The following is a 23670-nucleotide window of genomic DNA, read 5'->3' as shown; positions in this document are numbered from 1 at the left end:
TTTTGTTTATTGTTCATTTCGAAACAACAAACTATAAACGATAAACAAATTTTTATACTTCTTGTTCTTGTTTAATCCAGTCGTATCCTTTTTCTTCTAATTCTAAGGCTAGGCTAGCATCACCAGATTTTACAATTCTTCCGTTGTATAAAACGTGAACAAAATCAGGAACAATATAGTCTAATAATCTTTGATAGTGGGTAATAACGATAATTGCGTTTTTGTCGCTTTTTAATTTGTTTACACCATTGGCAACAATTCGTAAAGCATCGATATCCAAACCAGAATCGGTTTCGTCCAAAATAGCTAATTTTGGTTCTAACATTGCCATTTGGAAAATTTCGTTACGTTTTTTCTCTCCACCAGAGAAACCTTCGTTTAATGAACGAGATAAAAACTTACGGTCGATTTCTAATAATTCTGATTTTTCACGAATTAGTTTCAACATTTCGTTAGCTGGCATTTCTTCTTGACCATTTGCTTTACGAGTTTCATTGATAGCAGTTTTCATGAAATTAGTTACCGATACACCTGGGATTTCAACAGGGTATTGGAAAGAAAGGAATACCCCTTTGTGTGCTCTTTCTTCAGGAGCTAGTTCTGAAATATCTTCGTTTTGCAAAAGGATTTCTCCTTCAGTTACTTCGTAATTTTCGTTTCCTGCAATAATTGCAGAAAGTGTACTTTTTCCAGCTCCATTTGGTCCCATTATCGCATGAACCTCTCCTCCTTTTATTTCAAGGTTAATTCCTTTAAGAATTTCTTTATCGCCTACAGTGGCGTGTAGATTTTTTATGCTTAACATTTTTCGAATGTGTTTTTTATACTTTGATTTATGACTATCCTACGGAACCTTCTAACGAGATTTCTAATAATTTTTGAGCTTCTACTGCAAACTCCATTGGCAACTTGTTCAAAACCTCTTTACTGAAACCATTTACGATTAAGGCAATGGCTTTTTCAGTTGGTATTCCACGTTGATTGCAATAGAAAACTTGGTCTTCACCAATTTTAGAAGTCGTTGCTTCGTGCTCTATTTTAGCCGTTGGATTTTTGCTTTCGATATAAGGGAAAGTATGTGCTCCACAGTTGTTACCCATTAATAAGGAATCACATTGAGAAAAGTTACGGGCGTTCTCGGCTCTTGGGCTAATTTGCACTAATCCTCTATAGCTATTTTGCGATTTCCCTGCCGAAATACCTTTAGAAATAATAGTCGATTTAGTGTTTTTACCTAAATGGATCATTTTTGTTCCAGTATCTGCTTGTTGGAAGTTATTCGTTACAGCAATCGAGTAAAACTCACCTACCGAATTGTCTCCTTTCAATACACAAGAAGGGTATTTCCAAGTAACAGCTGAACCAGTTTCTACCTGAGTCCATGAAATTTTAGCGTTCGTTTCGCATAAACCTCTTTTAGTTACAAAGTTGTAAACTCCACCTTTTCCTTCTTTGTTTCCAGGGAACCAGTTTTGAACAGTAGAATATTTAATCTCAGCATTATCTAAAGCGATTAATTCAACCACTGCAGCGTGTAATTGATTTTCGTCACGACTTGGAGCCGTACAACCCTCAAGGTACGATACATAACTTCCTTCATCGGCAATAACCAAAGTTCTTTCAAACTGACCTGTTCCCGCCTGATTGATACGGAAATAAGTTGAGAGTTCCATTGGACATTTTACTCCTTTTGGAATATAACAGAAGGAACCATCAGAGAAAACAGCTGAGTTCAAAGCAGCATAAAAGTTGTCCTTTTGCGGCACTACTGTTCCTAAATATTTACGCACTAATTCTGGATGTTCTTTGATAGCTTCAGAAATACTCATGAAGATAATTCCTTTTTCGCCTAATGTTTTCTTAAATGTTGTAGCTACCGAAACCGAGTCAACTACGATATCCATCGCTACATTATTCATCATTTTTTGCTCATCGACAGAAATACCTAACTTTTTGTACATCTCTAAAAGTTCAGGATCTACATCGTCAAGTGTTTTATTTGGATCAACCTTTTTTGGTGCCGAATAATAGGAAATCGCTTGAAAATCAGGTTTGGCATAATGTACATTAGCCCATTCTGGCTCAATCATTTGTTCCCATGCTCTAAAGGCTTCAATGCGCCAATCAGTCATCCATTGTGGTTCGCCTTTTTTGTGTGAAATGGCACGAACAATGTCTTCATTTAAACCAATTGGAAAAGTCTCCGATTCCAAATTGGTGTAAAATCCATACTCGTACTCTTTCGTTTCGAGTTCGATTTTTAAATCGTCTTCTGTATATTTATTACTCATTTTGTGTGTTTAAAGATTGTTTCGTCTTTAATTTGAGACGAAAAAATTTAAAGAATTGGGTTTCTTTAAATAGTTTTAATCGTTTATTTTTTTGTTAAGGATAAATCCTAAAAATCATTGTTCTGTTTGATTATAGAGAAAAACTCTCCCCACATCCGCAGGTTCTTGTTGCATTTGGATTATTGAAAACAAATCCTTTTCCATTCAATCCACCTGAATATTCTAAAATTGTTCCAGCTAGATATAAAAATGATTTTTTCTCCACAGCAATAGTGATGTTATTGTCTACGAAAATCTTATCATCTTCACCCTTGTTTTTGTCGAACTTTAAATCGTAAGATAAGCCCGAACATCCGCCACTTTTAACACCTACTCTAACATAATCGGTCGCGGCATCAAAACCATCTTCTTGCATCAAGTCGATAATTTTCTTTTTGGCTGTATCAGAAACCTTTATCATTGTTGTATAGATTTTGTCTAAATTAACTGCAAAGATAAGGTATAAAAACTGTATTCTACAATAGATAACATTTTTATAACTAATATGGAAATAGATATTATTTATTTTATTTTCTTTAGTAAAAAAAATATTATATTTTTAACATCATTAATTTATAAATAAACAGTCTTATTTTATGGAAGGAAATCAAAATTACGAACTCGATTTTAAAGGGAAAGGAAGTGATTTTTTCGGAATCATTATCGTCAATTGGTTGTTAACAATCATTACACTTGGATTTTATTATCCTTGGGCAAAGGCTAAACAACTTCAGTTTATTTATAGTTCTACTAGTTTAAATGGAGATGCATTTTCATTTCATGGAACTGGGAAAGAAATGTTTAAAGGATTTATAAAAGCAATTATGATATTCGGGATATTATACGGAACACTGTTTTTATTCGTCTATTTAGAAATGCCTTTTGTTGGGCTTTTACTGTTTTACATTGGATTAATAGCAATATTTCCATTAGCTATTCATGGATCTTACCGTTATAGAATGTCTCGTACTTCATGGCGAGGAATTCGTTTTGGTTATAGAGGAGATAGAAACGAATTAATAAAATTGTTTTTCAAGTGGATAGGTTTAACCATTATTACATTAGGAATTTATGGTGCTTGGATGACAATAAACTTGCGCACTTATTTGTTAGGAAATGTCCGTTTTGGAGATGCTGAATTTGAATATGATGGAGATGGTGGTGACTATTTTGTTCTTAATCTAAAAGGTTACTTTCTTACAATTATAACATTAGGGATTTATGGTTTTTGGTGGCAAAAAGATTTGTTTGAATATTATGTGAACAATTTGACTATTCGTAAAGGCAATGAGAAAATCAATTTTACTTCAACGGCATCTGGAGGCGATTTTTTTAGTTTGATACTTGTAAATCTTCTGATTTTAATTTTTACTCTTGGTTTAGGATATGCATGGGTAGTTACTAGAACAATGGAATTTATCTTCTCGAATATAACCTTAGATGGTGATTTGAATTTAGATACTTTGATGCAAACTGAAGAAAATTATAAAGATGCTACAGGTGAAGATTTAAGTGATTTCTTAGATTTGGATGCAGTAATGTAATTTTATGAAAAACAAAACAACAGCTATTTTTTACGATGGAAGAACCTCAGTTCCACAGCAAATTGAGTTGTTCTTGGAAAATCAAAGAGGTCTTCTTTGTTTTCAATCAGAAAATGGTGAAAAGCATAATTGGTCAATAAAAGATATTAGTTTTGATAAGAGACCAACTGGATTGTTTCTGGATTATGGAACCGAATTGATTCAACATATAAAAATTGAAGATGCTGATTTTGCAAAAACAATTCAAACTTTTAGAAAGGAAAATGGACATGTCAATTGGTATCAAAAACTAATTGATTTTGGTGTAGGAGTGCATGCGATTCTTGCTTTTGCAATTATGGGAATTATAGGACTCTGTTACTTTTATGTAATTCCCTGGGTAGGTGAAAAATCAGTGACGCTAATTCCAGAATCTTATGATAATCAATTAGGAAGTTCAGCTTGGGTAAGTAATCAATATTTTATGGATATTGATTCGGCTAAAACTAAGACCTTGAATGCTTTTGCTCAGAAATTAGATTTAAAAAACACTAAGAAATTAAAGTTTACGGTTGTTAATTCAAATCAGGTAAATGCTTTTGCATTGCCAGATGGAAACATAGTTGTTTTTACTGGAATTATTGAGAAAATGAAAAATTATGACGAGCTAGTTGGTTTACTTGGTCACGAAGCTTCTCACGTGAACAACAGGCATTCGATGAAGATGCTTTGTCGCAATTTATCAGGCTATTTGTTTGTTTCACTCATTCTAGGTGATGCCAATGGTGTTATGGCGGTTATTGGCGATAATGTTAATAGTTTTCAGTCGCTGTCTTTCTCTCGAGAATTTGAACAACAAGCCGATACCGATGGTTTTAAAATATTGGTTGCAAATAAAGTGAATCCAAAAGGAATGTCTAATTTGATGAAAAGACTACAAAACGAAGAGTTAATTGCTATGCCTGAGTTTCTCAGTTCGCATCCAATTACCGAAAACAGGATAGATTATATTGATAAAATGATAAAAAAGAGAGGATATCCTTATGAGGAAAAAGCAACTCTAAACGCTTTGTTTCAGAAATTAAAAGAATAAAAAAGCAATTTGTTTTATTAAGTCGCAATGAAGATGTTAAAATCATTCGTTGTGACTTTTTTTTTATTAGAAGTCATTCAATCTATAAAATAATCTAATTTAGTCGTTTGTTAATTTAATAGGAAGATAACAATCTTCTATTCATTTTTTTCAATTTTAAAGAACATGAAATTATATCCTATAGAAACCGGAAATTTCAAATTAGACGGAGGCGCTATGTTTGGCGTAGTGCCAAAAACCATTTGGAATAAAACCAATCCAGCTGATGCTAATAATTTAATCGATATTGCTGCAAGATGTTTGTTGATCGAAGATGGAAACCGATTAATTTTAATTGATAGCGGAATGGGAAATAAACAATCGGAAAAGTTTTTTGGATATTATTCGCTTTGGGGAACACATTCTATGGATGCCTCTTTGGCTAAATATGGTTTTCATCGCGATGATATTACGGATGTGTTTTTAACCCATTTGCATTTTGATCATTGTGGTGGATGTATTCAATGGAATAAAGACAGAACAGGATATGAGCCAGCTTTTAAAAATGCCCGATTTTGGTCGAATGAAAATCATTGGAAATGGGCTACTGAACCCAATTCAAGAGAAAAAGCTTCCTTTTTGTCAGAGAATATTTTGCCAATGCAGGAAAGTGGGCAGTTGCATTTTATTAAAAGATATGAAGGTGATTTTGTAGATAAATCCGAGTTGGGTTTTGATATTTTCTTTGTAGACGGTCATACCGAAAAACAGATGATTCCACTTATCCAATATCAAGGAAAGACCATTGTTTTTTGCGCCGATTTATTGCCTACTGCCGGTCATATTCCTATTCCGTATGTCATGGGATACGATACTAGACCCTTGCTAACAATGAATGAGAAAACCAAGTTCATGAACATAGCTGCTAGTAATAATTACTATTTGTTTTTAGAACATGATGCCCATAATGAAATTATCACAGTGCAACATACTGAGAAAGGTGTGCGATTGAAAGAAATTTTGTCTAATGAAGATTTCTTAATTTAATGTTAACCAAAAGCTGTCTAATTAACAAAAAAACATACTTTTGTTATTTTTACCATACATATAATAAAAATTGTATCAATGAATAGTATCAAAGTTAGTGGTATATCACTTATTTCTGCCTTAGTATTGGCAGCTTGTGGTTCACAAAGACAAGTAGCAAATTATAGTGCTTTCAAGGCTATTAGCGCTCCTTTAAATATAAAAAAAGTTTCTCCCTTAAAACAGGAGGATTTAAAAAGATGGAGTCACTTAGACCTAGTAAAAGATACTATTCCAGGTATGAGTGTGGATAGGGCTTATGCCGAATTGTTGAAGGACCGTAAAGCCGTTAAAGTAATTGTAGGTATTGTAGATTCAGGTGTTGACATTGAGCATGAGGATTTGAAACCTGTTATCTGGACAAATAAAAAAGAAATTCCTGGTAACGGAATTGATGATGATAAAAATGGTTTTGTAGATGATGTTCATGGATGGAATTTCCTTGGAGATATTGTAAAAGAGCATCTGGAATATGAAAGGATTGTAAAAGATAAATCCTTAGTTGATGAAACGACTTTCCAAGAAGCTAAAAAGCTTTATGATAAAAAATTTGTTGATGCTCAAAACGAAATGAGTTATTACACCAAGATGAGTGCTAATGTTGAAGAAGCCGATAAAGTACTTCAAAAATTATTAGGAAAACCAATTTATACGGCGGATGATTTAAAGGCTGTCGAATCTAAAGATACTTTGGTTCAAAAAAGTAAAACACTTATGCAAAGAATGTTTTCCTATGGAATACCAATTGCAGAGTTGAAATCAGAAATTCAACAGCAAATAGAAGCTAAGAATGAAATTTTAAAAGGACAAGAAGCTTTAAATATCGATTACAGAAAAGTGTTGGGCGATAATCCTAATGACATCACTGATACTAAATATGGAAATGGAAATGTAATAGGACCAGACAAAAAAGAAGCACTTCATGGAACTCATGTTGCTGGTATCGTAGCTCAAACGAGAGGAAATGGTTTAGGCGGAGATGGAGTAGCTAGTAATAATGTCGAAATCCTTACTGTTCGTGCCGTGCCAGACGGAGATGAGTATGATAAAGATATCGCATTGGCTATTCGTTATGCAGTAGATAATGGAGCGAAGGTAATTAATGGAAGTTTTGGTAAATCATTTTCTCCGCACAAAGATTGGGTTTTTGATGCTATTAAATACGCTGCTAAAAAAGATGTTTTATTTGTTCATGCTGCTGGGAATGATGCTAAAAATATTGACTATGCTAATAATTTTCCAAATGATTCTGAGGATAAAATCACAGAAATTGCAGATAATGTAATCACTGTTGGTGCTTTAAATTTTCAATATGATAAAAATATTGTAGCTCGTTTTTCAAATATTGGAAAAATCAATGTAGATGTTTTTGCACCAGGAGTACAAATTTATGCTACAACTCCTGAAAATAGCTATCAGTTTTTACAAGGAACGTCAATGGCTTCTCCTAATGTTGCTGGAGTTGCTGCGTTAATTCGCTCATATTATCCAAAATTAACAGCTGCACAAGTAAAACATATTTTAATGGAATCTGGTGTGGCAATTGATAAGGATGTTTTTGTGGGAGGGAATCCTAATGATGTTCGTCCGTTTAAAGAATTGTCTAAAACAGGAAAAATCGTCAATGCTTACAATGCTATTTTAATGGCTAATGAAATGGCTAAAAAATAATTTATCTTTATCGAAATTTAATGGAAGGACCTAACATCCTTCCATTTTTTATTTTACAACTAGTATGAAACAAATTCTATTTTTTGCATTCCTTTTTATAAATGCATTTTCTGTTGAGGCTCAAAAAATGCCTTATTGGCAACAAGCTGTTGATTATAAGATGGAAGTAGCTGTAGATGCCGAAAAGTATCAGTACAAAGGAAAACAACAATTGGTGTACACTAATAATTCTTCAGATACTTTAAAAAAAGTGTATTACCATTTATATAATAATGCATTCCAACCAGGAAGCGAAATGGCCGAAAGGGCTGATAACATCAAAGATCCTGATGCCCGAATGGTACGAAAAAATAAAGTAGGAGATTCTATTGTTAAAGAAAATCGGATTCAAAATTTAAAGCCAAACGAAATTGGTTATTTGAAAGTAACTAATTTTAAGCAAGATGGACTTGAAGCTACAACAAAGACAAAAGGTACTATTCTAGAAGTGCTCTTAGCAAAGCCCATTTTGCCTCATTCGAAAACCACTTTTACGTTGGATTTTGAAGGACAAGTACCTTTGCAAATTCGTCGTTCAGGTCGAAATAACGCCGAAGGTGTAGCCTTATCCATGTCACAATGGTATCCTAAAATAGCCGAATTTGATTTTGAAGGTTGGCATGCCGATCCCTATATTGCCAGAGAATTTCATGGGGTTTGGGGAAATTTTGATGTAAAAATTACCATTGACAAAGATTACGTTTTGGGTGGTTCAGGCTATTTACAAAAGCCTAATAAAATAGGGCATGGTTATCAAGATGCTGGAGTAGTTGTGAAACATTCCCGAAGAACTAAAAAACTAACTTGGCATTTTATTGCACCTATGGTTCATGATTTTACCTGGGCAGCCGATAAGGAATATCTACATGATGTGGTAAAAGGCCCTAATAATGTAGACCTACATTTCCTGTACAAAAACAATCCTAAAATTATTGAAAACTGGAAAAAAATGCAGCCTTTAATGGTTAAGGTGATGGATTTTTACAATAAAAACATTGGTAATTATCCCTATAAGCAGTACTCGTTTATCCAAGGAGGCGATGGCGGAATGGAGTATGCCATGTGTACATTGATTTTAGGAAATGGAACACTTGAGGGGACTTTTGGAACGGCAACACATGAGCTAGGACACGCTTGGTTTCAGCATATTTTAGCTTCTAATGAATCTAAGCATCCATGGATGGACGAGGGTTTTACGACATACGTTGAAGATTTAGCGGTCAATGAAGTTTTAGGCAATAAAGCCAAGAATCCATTTGAAGGAAATTATAAAGCTTATTATTCACTGGTGAATTCCAGTAAGGAACAACCGCAAACTACCCATGCCGACCGATATGATGAAAACAGACCTTATAGCATTTCGTCTTACATCAAAGGGAGTATCTTTTTGTCGCAGTTGGGCTATCTTATAGGTCAGGATAAATTAGCAGAAACCATAAAGAGGTACTACAATGATTTCAAGTTCAAACATCCTACACCTAATGATATTAAACGTACAGCGGAGCGTGTATCGGGAGCCGAATTGGATTGGTATTTAACAGATTGGACACAAACAACCAATACGATAGATTACGGAATTTCTTCTGTTGTGGAAAAAGGAGATAAAACAATAATTAATTTAGAGCGAATAGGTAGAATGCCTATGCCTATTGACTTACAAGTCGAATATACAGATGGGACGATAGAAAATTTTTACATTCCATTGCGCATGATGTATTTTGAAAAAGCAAATGCTAATCCAGATGTTAAAAGAACAATCCTAAGCGATTGGACTTGGGCGAATCCAAAATATGAATTAAGCATTCCCGTGGTAAAAAGCAGCATCAAAAAAATCACCATTGACCCAAGTGGTTTAATGGCGGATGTCAAAGCAGAAAATAATAGTTACGAAGTGAAGTAATTTTTAAAGTCACTTTTAGAAACAATAAACCCGACAGTTTTTAGAAAGCTGTCGGGTTTTGTTTTAAGGTCACAGGCAAATCTTATTTCAATGTTTGTTTAAATTTATAAACAATCAGGGTTATTTTTCAATTATTACTTTTGAATTTAAATATAATTCTACTTTTGAAATTATTTCTTCATCAAACCTTTTTTGTATTCTCTTTTTTTCCTTTGAATTACAATTTTCTTCTTTTATCCATCTGTTAAATTGTTCATTATGATAGGTTCTAATCGATAAACTCGTTTTAGTTGTGTCTACTTGAATAGAATCATTTGCGTCACCATAAAATGTTACATAATACATTTCTTCAGGATATTTTTTAAAGTAAAATATTCTACTATCTAAAAAATCATAACCTCTTTTATGCCAATCGTCATAGATTTTCCATTTATCTGGGATTTTATACTCTGGATAATGTTTGTAAAGAGTATCAATTGCTAAAACTATTTTTCTTTTAGATACAGGAAAAGTTCGTAAGTCAAAACCACCTAGAGTTCCCGCACCTATGCAGCTTGTCAGCAGAAAGATTATCAATATAATAGAGTTGTTTCTTTTTTTCATAATTACCGATAACATACTTATTAAACTTTCTAACAAAACTAATAAAAAACTTCTTACACTTATCGGTTGTTATTCTTTACTTAAAGAAGTGTACGAAATTAGTTTTACTTTGTAACTTTGCGGTTCAATGAAAATTACGATGAAATATAAGCTATTCTATATATTTGGTTTGTTGCTTTTGATGGTTTCTTGTAAGGAAGAAGACAATCGAAAAAGACTAGCTGAACAGCTCAAAGACGCCCAAAAGAAAAAAGTCATTTTTGAAAACATCCAGAAAGGCTGGGATTTTTATGATGAACCCATCAATGAGGTTACAGAAGAAAGTATAAAATCCTGGAATGAACTTCGTATGTTCATGCAGGAATTGGCACAAAAACCTAAAAAAACGATTGGCGCATTCCAACAAAAATCGGATGCGATTTCAAAAAAAGCCATGGTGTTGAACGTGAATATTCCACCATTATTTGATAAACCACAAATTAAAAGCCGTATTCAGGTTTTGATTACTAAGGTGCGATTACTGGATATGTACATCCATCTTGATAATATTCCGGATAAAAAAGTAGTACAATTAGTAGGTGAAGTCAATAAAGAATTGGCCACTTTGCAACGTCAAATGGATATAATAACGGAGAAAAGTAAAATTCCTGTTGAAGAAGGCGAAGACGAGATGAGAAGAATGTTGTTGGATTCGGCAAGAGCGATTCCTAACGGTCCAATGATGCCAAATGGCTCGATGATGCCTTCAAGTACAAGAGCAATTATTAACCCTAACGATGCGAGAGTTGAGTAAATCTGCCCTTTATACCATTTACGAAACTTCTCCTAAAATAATACAAATTACCAAAGCGTTAGAAGAGAAGCAGGGTGCCAAATTACATCTAAGTGGATTGTTAGGTTCGGCCATGTCGTTTGTCATTCGTTCGGTGTTTAAAAAAGCGGAACTTCCTTTTTTACTTATTTTAAATAATAAAGAAGAAGCGGCTTATTATTTGAACGATTTAGAACAAATGGTAGGTGAGGAAGACGTGTTGTTTTATCCTAGTTCCTATCGTCGTCCGTACCAAATTGAAGAGACGGATAATGCCAATGTATTGCTTCGTGCTGAGGTGTTGAACCGAATTAATTCGCGCAAAAAACCAGCTGTTATTGTTAGTTATCCTGAAGCCCTTTTTGAAAAAGTGGTGACCCGTCGTGATTTGGATAAAAACACTTTGAAAGTAAGTGTTGGCGATAAGGTTTCGATCGATTTTATCAACGAAGTTTTATTTGAATACGAATTCAAAAGGGTTGATTTTATTACGGAACCCGGTGAGTTTTCCGTTCGTGGAGGAATTGTCGATGTGTTTTCGTTTTCGAATGATAATCCGTACCGAATTGAGTTTTTTGGCGATGAGGTCGAAAGTATCCGAACTTTTGATGTGGCTACCCAATTATCGATTGAGCAGCAAAAGAAAATCACCATTATTCCTAATGTCGAAAACAAACTTTTTCAGGAAAACAGAGAGAGTTTCTTAGATTATATTTCGGAGCAAACGGTGTTGTTTATTCAAAATACCGAAGATGTATTATCACAATTAGACAAACAATTTGCCCGTGCCGAAGAAGCTTTTGAGAAATTGTCCAAAGACATCAAACATGCTACTCCGGAGCAATTATTTTTAGATCAAAAGGCTTTTGTAAAACGGGCGCTGGATTTTTCTATTGTCGAATTGTGTTCAAAAGCGATTTTCAGAACCAGTAAAAAGTTTGAATTCCACATTCAGCCACAACCTTCGTTCAACAAACAGTTTGATTTGTTGCTGAATAATTTGAGCGAGAATCATTTTAATGGTTATAAAAATTATTTATTCTGTTCGAATGAGTCGCAGGCGAAGCGTTTTCATGATATTTTTGAAACCCTAGATGAAGCCAATTCGGAGAATATCCGTAAGCAATACAATACCGTTGTGTTGCCTATGTATCAAGGTTTTATTGACGAAGAAAATCAAATTTCCTGCTATACCGATCACCAAATTTTTGAACGATACCATAAATTTAGCATCAAAAACGGATATTCGAAAAAACAGAATATCACCTTAAAAGAGCTTACTACACTTTCGGTTGGCGATTATGTAACGCATATTGACCACGGAATTGGGAAATTTGGTGGATTGCAAAAAATTCAGGTCGAGGGCAAAACGCAGGAAGCCATTAAATTGGTCTATGCCGATAATGATATTGTGTATGTGAGTATCCATTCGCTACACAAAATTTCTAAATACAACGGCAAAGACGGAACGCCTCCTAAAATATATAAATTAGGATCGAATGCCTGGAAGGCTTTAAAACAAAAAACCAAAGCCAGAGTTAAGCATATTGCGTTCAACCTGATTCAATTGTATGCTAAAAGGCGATTGGAAAAAGGTTTTCAATACGCGCCGGATAGTTATTTGCAAAACGAATTAGAAAGTTCGTTCATTTACGAAGATACACCGGACCAAATCAAATCGACAGCCGAAGTAAAAGCCGATATGGAGAGCGACCGCCCAATGGATCGTTTGGTTTGTGGAGACGTAGGTTTTGGAAAAACCGAAGTGGCTATTCGAGCCGCTTTCAAAGCAGTGGATAATAGTAAACAGGTAGCTGTTTTGGTACCAACAACTATTTTAGCCTACCAGCATTATCGAACTTTTTCGGAGCGATTAAAAGATATGCCAGTAAAAATTGGCTATTTGAATCGTTTTAGAACAGCCAAACAAAAGGCAGAAACCCTAAAAGAATTAGCTGAAGGGAAATTAGATATTGTTATTGGAACGCATCAATTGGTGAACAAAAATGTCGTTTTCAAAGATTTAGGTTTGCTAATTGTAGACGAAGAACAGAAGTTTGGTGTCAACGTAAAAGACAAGTTGAAAACCATAGCTGCCAATGTAGATACCTTGACTTTGACAGCAACACCGATACCTAGAACCTTGCAGTTTTCATTAATGGCAGCTCGTGATTTGTCAGTTATTACAACACCTCCGCCGAATAGATATCCTATTGAAACGAATGTGGTTGGTTTTAATGAGGAAGTAATTCGTGATGCGATTTCGTATGAAATTCAGCGTAACGGTCAGGTGTATTTTATCAATAACCGAATCGAAAATATCAAAGAAGTAGCTGGAATGATTCAGCGTTTGGTGCCAAATGCCAAAGTGGGAATTGGTCATGGACAAATGGACGGTAAAAAACTCGAAGAGTTGATGCTTGCTTTTATGAATGGTGAATTTGATGTTTTGGTAGCGACGACTATTATCGAAAGTGGATTGGATGTACCTAATGCCAATACTATTTTTATTAATAATGCCAATAATTTTGGACTATCAGATTTGCATCAAATGCGTGGTCGTGTGGGACGAAGCAATAAAAAAGCCTTCTGTTATTTTATTTGTCCGCCTTATTCGTCGATGACTGAGGAAGCCCGAAAACGTATTCAAGCTTTGGAGCAATTTTCTGAATTGGGTAGCGGATTCAATATTGCCATGAAGGATTTGGAAATTCGTGGTGCTGGTGATTTGTTAGGTGGAGAACAATCCGGTTTTATCAACGAAATTGGTTTTGATACCTATCAGAAAATCATGAACGAGGCGATTGAAGAACTGAAAGAAAACGAATTTAAGGATTTGTATCCGGTTGAAAATGATATTGAAACCAAAGAATATGTAAAAGACCTTCAGATTGACACCGATTTTGAATTGTTGTTTTCGGATGAATACATCAATAATATTTCGGAGCGTATGAATTTGTATAACGAGTTGAGCGCTATTAAAAACGAAGAAGAATTGCAGGTTTTCCAAAATAAATTAATTGACCGTTTTGGTCCATTGCCTCCAAGAGCTAATGCGTTAATGAATAGTATCCGAATCAAATGGGTGGCTACTCGTGTGGGAATCGAAAAATTGGTGATGAAACAAGGGAAAATGATAGGTTATTTTGTTTCTGATCAACAATCGGATTTTTACCAATCGAATCGTTTTCATAAAGTTTTAGTCTTTGTTCAAAAACATCCAACACTTTGTAAAATGAAAGAAAAACAAACTCCTAATGGTTTGCGTTTATTATTGACTTTTGACAATGTAAAATCGACTAAAAAAGCTTTGGAGTTGATGGAGCTATTGGGAGGGAAGGAATAGTTTTAGGATTTTAGGGTATTTTCAATAAAACAGGTTTTTTTCTACTATTGCTTAAATACTTTTTAAACTAGATAAATAATTGCTTTATAACTGCTAGATTTTTACAGTTTTTTTATTATATTTATTTTTTAAATACTAAATTATTTAGTAGTTGTAATTGAAAGATGATATTAAAAAAAACGTCCCCAAAAATACTTTTTTTAATCATTTCCTCTAGTGTTATTTTTTTAATGCTTTACGGTGTTTTACTGTATTACATTGAGAAAACAGAAAAAGATGCTTATCGGAATTCGGTTGAATTATTTGAAAGTAAAATCAAAGAATTATTATTGTTAGAGTCAAAACCCATTCTAACTGCCTTGAAGAATGATACGAATTGGGATGAATTTGTTGATTTTATTTCTACTAGAGATCAAAAATGGTATGACGAAACAATTAGCAATGAACTAGGAATTTACGGCGCAGATTATTTAGGAGTTTATGATCAAAATAAAAAATTTATCACTCGTACTCCAACATCCGTTATAACAACTATTGATTTGATTCCCAAACAAGCTATGACTGTTTTGGATAAAAAAAGAGTAGCCAAGTTTTATATTCAAATTCCTGAAGGCATTGCTGAAGTAACGGGTGCAACCATTCATCCTTCTGATGATCCTTATAAGAACAAATCCAAGTGCTATGGTTATTTTTTTGCAGTACGTTTACTGAACCTAAAATTTATCAATAATCTAGAAAAAACAACCTTTTCTAAAGTCAAATTACTTCAAAGTCAAGATACTATTCCGCAACGTAGACACGTGGTGAGTTCTGTTTATCATTTGCAAAATTCAAAAGGTCAATTGATAGGTAAGTTGCTCTTTGAGCGCAATTTTGATGTTTATTTTGAAAATACCGTTCGAATACTTTATATCATCATTGTTGTTTTCATTATCTACTTTGTTGTCAGTATTTATTTTACACAAAAGTTAATTTACCGTCCTCTTTTTTTGGTTAGAAAAGCACTCCAAAAAGCTAGTCTCACTGCTATAGCCGAATTGAAGAAATCGAGTGGTGAGTTTAGTTACATAGGGAATTTATTCGAAGAAAATTACAAGCAAAAGAAAGCTTTGATTAAGGCAAAATTAAAAGCCGAAGAGGGTGATTTATTGAAAGCTTCTTTTTTGGCCAATTTATCACATGAGATACGAACACCCATGAATGCTATAAATGGTTTTACAGATCTTATTTTGAACACAGAACTTAGTGAAGAAGAACGAATAGAATATCTGACTATCATTCAACAAAACGGAAAAAATTTAACATCAATTATTGATGATTTGATTGAAATGTCAAAAATTGATGCGAATCAAATTGCGCCTAATTACAGTGAGACTAATTTAGAAACTTGTATAGAGGAATTGTTTAAAACTATAAAAGTTACGATACCTAAAAAGAAGCCTTTGCAGTTTAAATTAGAAAAAAGTAGTGTTCCTGCCGCTCGAAATATTGTCACTGATGAAATTAAACTGAAACAAGTTCTTATCAATTTATTGACCAATGCCATAAAATATACAGATGAAGGACAAGTTCTTTTTAAATATGAAATTGATGAAACGAATGGTTGGGTTTATTTTACCATTGAAGATACTGGTTCTGGAATTGATGAAAATAATCGAGATTATGTTTTTGATCGTTTTAAACGTGTTGAAAATGACAAGACAATTAAAGTAGGTGGTCTAGGATTAGGGCTTTCAATATCTAAGGCTTACATTGAAATGTTAGGAGGTTCCATCAAATTAGAGTCTAAAATTGGAGTAGGATCTTCTTTCTATTTTTCAATTCCATTGCAATATGTTGAAGAAAAACCAGAGAAGCCTAAGACGGCAAAAGAGAAAGTAAAAACAACGGTAGACCATAAAACGATTTTGATTGCCGAGGATGACAACATTAACTTTTTGTTATTCCAAAAAATGATGAAAGACAAATCTTTTCAGATTATCAGAGCTGTAAATGGTCAAGAAGCTGTTGATATATGTTTGAATAATACCGAAATTGATTTGGTTTTAATGGATATCAAAATGCCGGTCATGAATGGTTTTGAAGCGGTAGAAAAAATTAAACCAGTTCGTCCTGAGCTACCAATTATTGCCCAAACAGCTTATTCTTCTTCGGAGGATAAGGTAAAAATTCAGAATGCAGGATTTGATGATTATATTACAAAACCGCTTAATAGAGAACGCTTATTTGAATTAATTGACAAGTATTAAAACGGATGTAAATGAAGTTTGCGAAAAAGTTTTCCTTAGTACTGTTGTTTTGCTCTTTTTGTTCCTTTTCGCAAGAAGATAATCTCTCAGCAGAGGAGAATTCAAAAGATAAGCATTGGACTTTTACTATCGATTTAGTGAGTCGCTATTTGTGGCGAGGTCAGTGTTGGGGAGGAAATTATGCGGCTATACAGCCATCAGTTGAGTACGCAATTACTCCTAAATTTTCCATTGGAACTTGGGCAACCACCAATTTTAAAAAAGAGTATTATTATCCTGATAATGAAAATTATTATAGGGGATATCAAGAAATTGATTTGTATTTGAGCTATCAAATTACTGATTTTTTACAGCTCCAACTTTGGGATTATTATTGGCCCTCAGTGTCAAAGGTTGAAGGTGTAAGCAACAAACTTTTTGATTATAGTCCTAGTAGTTCACAAACATTGGATGCTATTTTGTATTTTGATTTTTTAGAGGCTTATCACATTCCGTTGAATGCTACAATCAGTACTTTGGTGGGTGGGAATGATTATCGTTATGATGCGAATGATTCGCCAAAACGTAATTTTACAACCTATCTCGAGATGGGATATGTTTTTGACTTGTTTGCAGAATCCAAAAATAAATATAGTAAGCATATAGAGTTGTCTCCTTCAGTAGGAGTTGTTTTGAATAATAAAGCAGCCTATTATAATTTTGCTGACTATGACAAAGCTTCACTTGTCAATTTGTCTTTAAAAGCAAAGAAAGAATTTGATTTAGGAAATAATATTGTGATGCCTTTTACAATAAATTATATTCACAATGCAGCTACGGCAAACACTAATTTTTTTGGTAAAGATTTCTTGATTGCAGGAATTAGTTTTGGTTATTAATTAACTATTTGAATTGTTATAATTATCTTTCATTTTATTTTATATTTGATTTTTGCAAATGTATATTTTATGAAATTAAAATCAATAGACGAGTTTTATAACGAAATCACCGATTTTACTGGGGCAGAACAAATTTCTTTATTGCCAGATGGTATTCAAAAAGAGATTGGTCATTTCAATGTTTTTAATATCAAAGAACTATATGAAACGTTTAAAGAGAAACCTGTTATGCCTTATGACAGGAGGGCTTATTATAAAATAAGTTTGATAAAGGGTAAGAACAGAGCAGAATATGCAGATAAGGTAATTAATATTGAAAAACATGCCTTATTATTTGCCACTCCAAAGATTCCATATCATTATGTTCCTCATGATTTACAACAACAATCTGGAAATTTTTGTGTTTTTACAACAGAGTTTTTTACTAAAGAAAAAAGTGGAATTGATTTAGAAGGACTTCCGATTTTTCAACCAGATGGGTTTCCAATTTTTGAAATATCAGATAAGGAGGCTGAAGAAATTGAGTTGATTTTTAAAAAGATACACAGCGAGATTAATTCAGATTATTTGTATAAATACGATTTGATTCGCAATTATGTTTCAGAGTTAATTCATTTTGGGCAAAAATTACAACCAGCTACAGCATTGTATTCTAAGCATAATTCGGGCGCTAGAGTTGCTTCTCTTTTTGCAGAATTATTAGAAAGACAATTTCCTATTGAGTCTCCACGTCAAAGGTTAGAACTGAGAACTGCTAAAGATTATGCTAGTCGTTTGTCTATTCATGTCAATCATTTGAACAAGGTGTTGAAAGAAAACACAGGAAAAACAACAACAGAATTAATTAGTAAACGCTTAATTAACGAGGCAAAGATTTTATTAAAAGAAACCGATTGGAATGTTTCAGAAATTGCCTATTCACTAGGTTTCGAGGAGTTGGCTCATTTTTCTAATTTTTTTAAAAAACAAACCACTTTGACTCCAATGTCCTTTAGAATTTGAAACGTGTAATTTGAATTTTGCAAATTATCGATTGATATTTACAATTATTACGCTTTCATTCATTCCTAATTTTGTCTTATTAATTTAAAACAAATTTTAAGATGGAATTTAAAGAAAATAAAATAGCGCTTGTTACTGGTGGTAGTCGCGGATTAGGAAAAGAAATGGCTTTGAGTCTTGCTAAAAAAGGAATTGATGTATTATTGACCTACCATAGTAAAATTGATGAAGCGCAATCAGTTGTAGCTGAAATTGAAAAAATTGGACAAAAAGCGGTGGCTGTTCAGTTGAATGTAGCAGAATCAAATAGTTTTGATTCGTTTTTCCAAAAAATAACAATCGCTTTAAAAGGTACTTTTGGTAAGGATAAATTTGATTTTTTAGTGAATAATGCAGGTGTTGGAGTTCATGAAACTTTTATGGATACTACAGAGACACAACTTGATAACATGTTCAATATTCATTTTAAGGGGGTTTTTATTTTAACTCAAAAATCATTGATGTTAATGAATGATGGTGGTGGAATTGTGAACATTTCTTCTGGGCTAACTCGGTTTTCATTTCCTGGTTATGCTGCTTATGCAAGTATGAAAACTGCAATGGAAACATTGACAAAATACCAGGCTAAGGAGTTAGGTGAAAGAAAAATTCGAGTTAATATTGTTGCTCCGGGTGCTATAGAAACTGATTTTGGCGGAGGTGCTGTTCGTGATAATGAACAGTTAAATCAGTTTATTGCTTCGATAACAGCATTAGGAAGAGTAGGTTTGCCAGACGATATTGGTGGTGTTGTGGCTTTTTTATGTACCGAAGATGCTAAATGGGTAAATGCACAGCGAATTGAAGTTTCAGGAGGAATGAATTTGTAATTATAGCTTGATAGATAAAAAAAGCTTCCAATCTTAATAGATTGGAAGCTTTTTTATGTTGTTAAAAATGGATTAATTTTTCAAATCTTTTATCACTTTAAAGGCAACGTCTACTTGGTCTTCGCCTACTAGGATTGTGAATTCATTAGAAGTCGAAATTACTTCGTTTATAATGATTCCTTCCCAAGCCAAACGTTGAAAAATAAAATAGTAAATACCAGGAACAACTATGTTTTCTTTAGGTAATTTTACGGTTATAGACGCTAAATTGTCTAACTTTTGAATTAATTTCTCGTTAGCAAAGTGTTTGTCTACTAGTTTGTTTACAGTATTGCTTACCACGATATTAATTTCGTTTACTCCTCTTGACGAAGTATAAAAAACATCTGGAAAACCATTTATATCCGAAATTAATTCGGCTTGTTTATTTAAAACAGTTTCTGAAACCGCAAAAGTGTAATCAGTCAATGCCGAACGAACCGTAATTTCACCAATGTTTTTGATTACTTTATTGATTTTATGATTTAATCTAAAATCCAATTCTTCTGTTAATCTTTTCAAGGACATTACAACAGCTCCTTGTTTAACTTCTTTTCCAAACTCACTCTCTAATTCCGACATGATGTTTCGGGATAAAGAGGTTAAATTGATAATTCCAAGGGACAGAGCATTTAAAAGAAAAGGCTTTGTTTTGATGTAATTCTCGACAATTGATGAAACAGTTTTCATAATTAATTTAGGTATTTTTACGTAGTTTTAAATTCGATTTACTTAGTTAAATCGTTAAAAATGCACGCAAATATAATAAAAAAAACAATTTGTTATAAAAATAACAGATAAAATGTCGTTAAAAATGAAAAAAAGCATCAGTAATATGTTCAATTACAAATGATTTATCGGATTTGTGAATGGAAATAATGTCAAAACGGACGTTGAGATCAAGATTATTTTCGACTACGTAGTTGTCAACCGCTTTCGTAAGTAGTTTTATTTTTTTGCTGTTTACAGCATCTTGTGGAAGGCCAAATTCAAGTGACGAACGCGTTTTTACTTCAATTATGGCAAGTGTATCTTCAAGTTGTGCAATAATGTCTATTTCGGCTTTCTGAAAAGTCCAATTAGTTTCTACTATAGAATAGCCATTGTTTTTTAAAAAATCAACGGCTAATTCTTCTCCTAATTTTCCTAATTCGTTGTGTTCGGCCATTTGTAAGAGTCTTCAGTAGTAAGTTTTTTAGTATTCAGCGTATTAGTTGCTCAATTATTAAAATTGACTAGTCTTCAAATTTCAAAATACTTTTTTCGGCTGTAACTTCCATAGTTACCTGACTGCCGAAAACCAATGCTCTGTTGTCCTGAATATGTCCCGCCGGGAAATTGTAAATCACTGGGATGTTATAAGTTTTAGTTACATCTTCAATAATTTGGACAGCATTCTTCCCCCAAGGGATTTCATTGTCTTTCATCTTTGTCATTGAACCTACAACGATACCTTTGATACTTTCTAAACAACCATTTCGTTTTAAATTCATCATCATGCGGTCGATGTGGTATAAATATTCATCTAAATCTTCAATGAATAATATTTTGTCTGTACAATCTATGGACGAAGGTGAGCCAAATAAACTATATAATATAGATAAATTTCCGCCCACTAATTCTCCTTCTGCTTTGCCTAATCGATTCATGGGATCCGAAGGGATTTCGTAACGTAAAGCTTCATTAAACAAAGCTTTCTTTAATGTTTCTTTGGCTTCTAAAGTGGCTCTTGGAATACTTACAGGCATAATTCCATGAATGGTTTTGTAACCAAGTGTATTAAGATGATTGTGTAAAACGGTAATGTCGCTAAAACCAACAATCCATTTTGGATTTTTTTTGAATTGTGTAAAATCTAATGAATCAATAATTCTAACTGTTCCATAGCCTCCTTTGACACACCAAATGGCTTTAATATTTGGATTGTCTAGTTGGGCTTGAAAATCGGCCGTTCTTTCTTCATCAGTACCCGCAAGTTGATTGTTGTCTAAACCAATACTTTTACCAATTACCACTTCTAGTCCCCAATTGTGTAAAAGGTCGATGGCAGGTTGTAATAAGTTTTCAGTATATTTTCGGGCAGTTGCAACAATGGCAACAGTGTCTCCTTTTTGTAAAGTAGCTGGTGTAATCATAGGTTCTTGGGCTTGAATGATGAAAGTTTGAAAAAAGAATAATAGGAATACACTTGATATTCGGTTTAAAGATAAAAATCGAGAAGTAGGCATACGAGTGTTCTCCTGAAAAATTAAAAAATGAAAATACTTCTGTTAAGTATCAAAACAAAGATAGCTAAAATTAAAAAATACTGTATTGCAAATTATACGAAATGGATTAAATTTACGAAACACCTTTAATACGAGTTGTTTATGTCTAAATCAGGAAGTGTTGTATTTCTTTTTTTAATTTTTTTTCAAATAGGTTTCGCACAACCTAAAAGTTATCGTATTCACACCGTAGCTTTTTATAATTTCGAAAATTTATTTGATACCCTAAATGATCCTGAAACGTATGACGAGGAATGGACACCTCAAGGGAAACAACATTGGACTTATGATAAGTACCAGCAAAAATTACAGAATCTAGCTAGGGTTTTGAATGAAATTGGAAAACCCGAAAATACCAACTCACCTACATTAATTGCTGGTGCTGAAATTGAGAACCGAGCTGTTCTAGAGGATTTAATTCAACAACCCAATCTAGCGATTCATGATTATGGGATTGTTCATGTTGATTCACCGGACAAACGGGGTATTGATGTGGCGCTTTTGTACCAAAAGAAATTTTTTCAACCCATTTCATTTACTACGATACCCTTGTATATTTATAAAAAAGCAAATCAAGAATTGGCTCCGGATTCAGAAGAAACAGCGGAAGATTTTGCCGAAAAAAGCTATCAAAACCGAATTTTTACTCGTGATCAGCTTTTAGTGACAGGATTGTTAGAGGGTGAAGAAGTTCATGTGATTGTTAATCACTGGCCTTCTCGTTCCGGTGGGGAGAAAAAATCAAGTCCGTATCGAGAAGCTGCTGGTCTTTTAAATCGAAAGATAATTGATTCGTTACAAAAGATAAATCCAAATGCTAAGGTGATTACTTTAGGCGATTTGAACGATAGTCCTTTTAATAATAGTGTCAAAAAAGCTTTGGGAGCTAAAGCTCAAAAACAGGAGGTTCCTGAATTAGGGATGTATAACCCTTTTGAAGAAATGGCTAAAAAAGGGTTGGGAACCATTGCTTTTGGGGATGCTTGGGATATTTTTGATCAAATTATTGTGAGTCAGTCATTGATAAAAAACGATTTTTCAACTTATCAATATTGGAAAGCAGGCATTTTTAATAAAAGTTATTTGATTCAAAATTCGGGGCGATACAAAGGATATCCCAAACGACATTCGGCTACCGAAGTGGGTTTTAGTGATCATTTTCCTGTTTATATTTATTTGATAAAACAGGCAAAATAGATAGTATAAGGTCTAACAGCAAAGGAAACAAAGTATTTCGCAAGGATCGCAAAACTTTCTGTTCTTTGCGGTTGTAAAGACAAAGAATGATTTCTCATTGCGTACTTTGCGGTTAGATAGAAACCAAAATTCTTTTTTTCGTACCTTAGCATTTCTCAAAAACAACGCAAAATGGCAATTTCAAAACCTTTTAACCTTACTAAATGGATTGACGAAAACCGTCAATTATTAAAACCACCTGTTGGGAACAAAAACTTATATGTTGATTCCGGCGATTATATTGTAATGATTGTAGCTGGGCCTAATGCCCGCAAAGATTTTCATTACAACGAAACAGAAGAGTTGTTTTATCAGTTGGAGGGTTCCATAGAAGTACATATTCAGGAAGAAGGTGAACGCAAAGTAATGCAACTAAATGCTGGAGATATGTATTTGCATCCTGTCAAAGTCCCGCATTCTCCAAGCCGTTCCGAAGGTTCTATCGGTTTAGTGATTGAGCGCAAAAGAGCCAATCAAGGTTATGTAGATGGTTTGCTTTGGTTTTGTGACAATTGCAATCACAAATTGCACGAGGTCTATTTTGAATTGAATAATATAGAGAAAGATTTTCTGCCTCATTTTGAACATTTTTATAATTCAGAAAGTCTTCGTTCTTGCGAAAAATGCGGAACTGTTATGGCAACCGATCCAAGATTTATTGCTAAAAAATAATTTTTTTTAGGAGCTATTCCCGTTATCCGCTATATCTTTTCCTGTCCGCCGCGGCGGATAGGAAAAGGATGCCGCTC

The 23670-nt window shown here is 33.6% G+C and carries 20 protein-coding genes; 13 read left to right on the top strand and 7 right to left on the bottom strand.

What is annotated here, in order from left to right; translation table 11 throughout:
* Positions 1-52: 52 nt before the first annotated feature.
* From sufC to ACFPTQ_RS02495, 3 genes are all read right to left on the bottom strand, one after another.
* Positions 53-805, bottom strand: coding sequence for a Fe-S cluster assembly ATPase SufC (gene sufC, locus ACFPTQ_RS02505; protein ID WP_379773457.1), 753 nt, complete (start codon positions 803-805; stop codon positions 53-55).
* A gap of 34 nt (positions 806-839) precedes the next feature.
* Positions 840-2291 carry a Fe-S cluster assembly protein SufB gene (gene sufB, locus ACFPTQ_RS02500; RefSeq protein ID WP_278034540.1) on the bottom strand — a complete coding sequence of 484 codons (1452 nt, stop codon included), beginning with the start codon at positions 2289-2291 and terminating at the stop codon, positions 840-842.
* A 130-nt stretch (positions 2292-2421) separates the two neighbouring features.
* Complete coding sequence (locus tag ACFPTQ_RS02495) at positions 2422-2751, bottom strand: HesB/IscA family protein (RefSeq protein WP_379773453.1); 330 nt, start codon at positions 2749-2751, stop codon at positions 2422-2424.
* A gap of 175 nt (positions 2752-2926) precedes the next feature.
* Here ACFPTQ_RS02495 and ACFPTQ_RS02490 point away from each other — a divergent pair, with 175 nt between their 5' ends.
* The 5 genes from ACFPTQ_RS02490 to ACFPTQ_RS02470 all read left to right on the top strand — a co-directional run bounded on the left by ACFPTQ_RS02490 (position 2927) and on the right by ACFPTQ_RS02470 (position 9621).
* Positions 2927-3874, top strand: coding sequence for a YjgN family protein (locus ACFPTQ_RS02490; protein WP_379773450.1), 948 nt, complete (start codon positions 2927-2929; stop codon positions 3872-3874).
* Positions 3875-3878: 4 nt separating this feature from the next.
* Positions 3879-4946, top strand: coding sequence for a M48 family metallopeptidase (locus tag ACFPTQ_RS02485; RefSeq protein ID WP_379773448.1), 1068 nt, complete (start codon positions 3879-3881; stop codon positions 4944-4946).
* Positions 4947-5111: 165 nt separating this feature from the next.
* A complete protein-coding gene (locus ACFPTQ_RS02480; RefSeq protein WP_278034542.1) occupies positions 5112-5972 on the top strand; it encodes an MBL fold metallo-hydrolase in 861 nt (286 codons plus the stop codon).
* Positions 5973-6050: 78 nt separating this feature from the next.
* Entirely contained in the window at positions 6051-7682 is a 1632-nt protein-coding gene (locus ACFPTQ_RS02475) for a S8 family peptidase (protein ID WP_379773445.1), read from the top strand.
* Positions 7683-7746: 64 nt separating this feature from the next.
* On the top strand, positions 7747-9621 hold the full coding sequence (locus ACFPTQ_RS02470; protein WP_379773442.1) for a M1 family metallopeptidase: 1875 nt from the start codon (positions 7747-7749) through the stop codon (positions 9619-9621).
* Positions 9622-9741: 120 nt separating this feature from the next.
* On the opposite strand, the gene ACFPTQ_RS02465 is transcribed toward ACFPTQ_RS02470, so the two are convergent.
* Complete coding sequence (locus ACFPTQ_RS02465) at positions 9742-10224, bottom strand: hypothetical protein (RefSeq protein ID WP_379773439.1); 483 nt, start codon at positions 10222-10224, stop codon at positions 9742-9744.
* 139 nt (positions 10225-10363) lie between these two features.
* Here ACFPTQ_RS02465 and ACFPTQ_RS02460 point away from each other — a divergent pair, with 139 nt between their 5' ends.
* From ACFPTQ_RS02460 to ACFPTQ_RS02435, 6 genes are all read left to right on the top strand, one after another.
* Positions 10364-11017, top strand: coding sequence for a hypothetical protein (locus ACFPTQ_RS02460; protein WP_379773436.1), 654 nt, complete (start codon positions 10364-10366; stop codon positions 11015-11017).
* Positions 11010-14381 carry a transcription-repair coupling factor gene (gene mfd, locus ACFPTQ_RS02455; RefSeq protein WP_379773433.1) on the top strand — a complete coding sequence of 1124 codons (3372 nt, stop codon included), beginning with the start codon at positions 11010-11012 and terminating at the stop codon, positions 14379-14381. Before ACFPTQ_RS02460 ends, mfd begins: the two co-directional genes overlap by 8 nt.
* Before the next feature lie 230 nt (positions 14382-14611).
* Entirely contained in the window at positions 14612-16630 is a 2019-nt protein-coding gene (locus ACFPTQ_RS02450) for an ATP-binding protein (protein ID WP_379773430.1), read from the top strand.
* Between the two features lie 11 nt (positions 16631-16641).
* Complete coding sequence (locus ACFPTQ_RS02445) at positions 16642-17508, top strand: TorF family putative porin (RefSeq protein WP_379773427.1); 867 nt, start codon at positions 16642-16644, stop codon at positions 17506-17508.
* Between the two features lie 69 nt (positions 17509-17577).
* Complete coding sequence (locus ACFPTQ_RS02440; RefSeq protein WP_379773424.1) at positions 17578-18510, top strand: helix-turn-helix domain-containing protein; 933 nt, start codon at positions 17578-17580, stop codon at positions 18508-18510.
* 101 nt (positions 18511-18611) lie between these two features.
* A complete protein-coding gene (locus ACFPTQ_RS02435) occupies positions 18612-19379 on the top strand; it encodes an SDR family NAD(P)-dependent oxidoreductase (RefSeq protein WP_379773420.1) in 768 nt (255 codons plus the stop codon).
* A gap of 72 nt (positions 19380-19451) precedes the next feature.
* Here the strand turns inward: ACFPTQ_RS02435 and ACFPTQ_RS02430 are convergent, their stop codons facing one another.
* The 3 genes from ACFPTQ_RS02430 to ACFPTQ_RS02420 form a co-directional block, all read right to left on the bottom strand.
* Positions 19452-20108, bottom strand: coding sequence for an aspartate kinase (locus tag ACFPTQ_RS02430; protein ID WP_379773417.1), 657 nt, complete (start codon positions 20106-20108; stop codon positions 19452-19454).
* 118 nt (positions 20109-20226) lie between these two features.
* Entirely contained in the window at positions 20227-20586 is a 360-nt protein-coding gene (locus ACFPTQ_RS02425; RefSeq protein ID WP_278034550.1) for a YraN family protein, read from the bottom strand.
* A 67-nt stretch (positions 20587-20653) separates the two neighbouring features.
* Complete coding sequence (locus tag ACFPTQ_RS02420) at positions 20654-21553, bottom strand: S66 peptidase family protein (RefSeq protein ID WP_379775537.1); 900 nt, start codon at positions 21551-21553, stop codon at positions 20654-20656.
* A 234-nt stretch (positions 21554-21787) separates the two neighbouring features.
* Between ACFPTQ_RS02420 and ACFPTQ_RS02415 the strand changes: the two genes are divergently transcribed.
* A complete protein-coding gene (locus ACFPTQ_RS02415) occupies positions 21788-22882 on the top strand; it encodes an endonuclease/exonuclease/phosphatase family protein (RefSeq protein WP_379773414.1) in 1095 nt (364 codons plus the stop codon).
* A 171-nt stretch (positions 22883-23053) separates the two neighbouring features.
* Complete coding sequence (locus ACFPTQ_RS02410; RefSeq protein WP_379773411.1) at positions 23054-23593, top strand: 3-hydroxyanthranilate 3,4-dioxygenase; 540 nt, start codon at positions 23054-23056, stop codon at positions 23591-23593.
* Positions 23594-23670 lie beyond the last annotated feature (77 nt).

Origin of the sequence: Flavobacterium sp. GCM10022190, assembly GCF_042656445.1 — a bacterium.
Lineage (GTDB): Bacteria > Bacteroidota > Bacteroidia > Flavobacteriales > Flavobacteriaceae > Flavobacterium > Flavobacterium nitratireducens.
This window is presented reverse-complemented; position numbering and strand designations above follow the sequence as displayed.